The following is a 2179-nucleotide window of genomic DNA, read 5'->3' as shown; positions in this document are numbered from 1 at the left end:
CCTTCCGTCACCGCCAAGTCCGGGGATGAGGATGAGGCGCGGGCCGGCGATTCCCGATGTCTGGTAGTGGATGCGGCAGCCATCGGCGGCGGTGAAGAAGGGCATCAGCTGAGGCCCTCCCTGTCGAGCAGCTCGCCGAGCGCCGCGACGAGACTGTGCGCCGTGAGCATCGAGGTCTTCGGATTGCTGGCTGAGGGCGTGTTGACGAGGCGGAAGGAAGCCGTGCCGGCGGTGCTCTCGACCTCGATTTCATGTGTGTTGCCGGCAGCCTTCGGATCGGCAACCACGCTTACGGTGACCTTGTCGATACCTGCAGCGAGCGCCACCGCGAAGGCGGCGTTGAGGTTTTTCGGATAGAGCTTTGCCGCTTGCGCGGGCGTGCCTTCGAAGAGGGATACCGCGTCGTCCTCGGCTGACAGGCCAAGGGTGGCAAGCTCGGTTATCCAGGCTGCCGGCGGCTTGCGCGAGGTGTAGCGCACTCGCGCTTCGGGAAGCGCGGCTATCGCCCTGAGGTAGTCGAGGCCGCCCAACGCGCCTGACGGCAGGACCAAGCGTGCGCCGCCGTTGCGTGAAGCATCGGTCAGCCTCGCGGCAAGGATCGGATCGGCGAACGCACCGATCGAAGCGATGATGGTCGGGATGCCGGCGTCGAGAAGCGCGGGCACATAAGCGGCCACCGCCTCCTGGCTTGCCGCCTCCACCACCGCCCGGGGGCGCGGACCGATCAGCGCGTCAAGCTGCGTGACAGTGCTGACATTCGCCGGCAAGTCGCGGCGGGTACCTTCGCGCATCAGCGCCACCCAGCAAACCGAGTCCACTGGGAAAGCTGAGACGATCTCGCGCGCGATCGTGCCGAAGCCGATGAGGCCGAGCGTCACCATCCGAGGCTTCTTCAGGGATTCTGCTTCAGGGGATCGAACTTGTCGGCGAGGTCTGCCCCGAACACCGTCTTGCGCTCGATTTCCAGGACGTTTTCGGGGCGCGGGAAATTGGACGGCACACGGTCACCTGGCTTGCGCGGCTTGCCGATCAGGCGAAAGAAATCCTCGAGCCCGTTCGGCACGATCAACCAGATCCAGCGCAGGCGCGTGTCGCCGTCGTTGATGAACATGTGTCGGACATTCTTCGGCAGGAACACCACGCTGTCCGGTTCCAGCGGATATTCCTTGCCGTCGATGACGGCGCGGCCATGGCCTTCGATGACATAGACCGTCTCTTCGTTGCGGTCATGCGTGTGTTCGCGCACATAGCCGCCGGGCGCTACCGACTGCGTGCCCAGCGCGAAGGGGTGCTCCATGCCGACGATGTGCGGCGCGAGCGCCACGTCGATATGGCCGTTTGCGGGAACCGGCTGCCAGTAGCTTTCGCGCGTTTCGGTTCCGGAAACATGGATGCCAGAGGGCGCGGGTGGAAGGTTGGTGTCGTCCATGGCTCTGCCTGTCGAATGGAGCTGCGAAGGTCGTTCGGGCGCGTTGCTGACCTGGAGAGGGTACAGCGCAAAAAGTGTCGACACAATAGTAGACAGATTAAATTTCGTGCCTCTATATAGTGCTGTGTCGATGATGGCAGGGGAATGCCGATGGGCGAGTACGATGTTCTGGTGATCGGTTCGGGATCGGCGGCCTGCTCGGCAGCGCTGCGGGCCGCCAAGGGTGGCCTCAGGGTGCTCGTCATCGAAAAGAGCGAATGGTTGGGCGGCACCTCGGCCATGTCCGGTGCCGGGGTCTGGATACCCGCCAACCATGTCGCGGCCGAAGCCGGCATCGCCGACAGCCGCGAGGATGCGCTCGCCTATCTGCGTGCGGTCGCGCCCGAAGGATGGGAGCAGAAGGAAGATGCGCTCTGGGGCGCTTTCGCCAAGGCCGCGCCGGACATGCTGCACTTTCTGTCCGTCAACACGCCGCTCGATTTTCGCTTGATCAACGAGCCCGATCCCTTTGCCGAAGCGCCGGGCGGGAAACTCTATGGCCGCATGCTCTCGCCGAGGCCGCTCAGCCGCCGTCTCCTCGGCAAGTTTGCGCGGAGTCTGCGCCGCTCCACCTTGCCGCACAGCTTTACCTACCAGGAGATCGTCGACCTCGATCTCTATCACCATCCCATCCGCGCCGGAATTCGTCAGCCATCGCCATAGAAGCTTCGGCCAGACCTTGAACCCGGCGCGGATGGGATGGTGATAGAG

3 protein-coding genes are annotated in these 2179 nt (G+C 64.2%); 1 reads left to right on the top strand and 2 read right to left on the bottom strand.

Going from position 1 to position 2179, the window contains the following annotated elements; genetic code table 11:
• Positions 1-104: 104 nt before the first annotated feature.
• Both EN991_RS33485 and EN991_RS33480 read right to left on the bottom strand, forming a co-directional pair.
• Entirely contained in the window at positions 105-881 is a 777-nt protein-coding gene (locus EN991_RS33485; protein WP_127370338.1) for an aspartate dehydrogenase, read from the bottom strand.
• Between the two features lie 11 nt (positions 882-892).
• Positions 893-1429: a cupin domain-containing protein gene (locus EN991_RS33480; protein WP_127370337.1), complete on the bottom strand. Its 537-nt coding sequence runs from the start codon at positions 1427-1429 to the stop codon at positions 893-895.
• Positions 1430-1579: 150 nt separating this feature from the next.
• Between EN991_RS33480 and EN991_RS33475 the strand changes: the two genes are divergently transcribed.
• Positions 1580-2131 (top strand): FAD-dependent oxidoreductase, encoded by a 552-nt coding sequence (locus tag EN991_RS33475; RefSeq protein WP_206519302.1) that lies wholly within the window; start codon positions 1580-1582, stop codon positions 2129-2131.
• Positions 2132-2179 lie beyond the last annotated feature (48 nt).

It is taken from the genome of Mesorhizobium sp. M7A.F.Ca.US.005.03.2.1, assembly GCF_003997795.1.
Lineage (GTDB): Bacteria > Pseudomonadota > Alphaproteobacteria > Rhizobiales > Rhizobiaceae > Mesorhizobium > Mesorhizobium ciceri.
The sequence above is the reverse complement of the archived record's forward strand: the minus strand, read 5'-3'. Positions and strand labels throughout refer to the sequence as shown.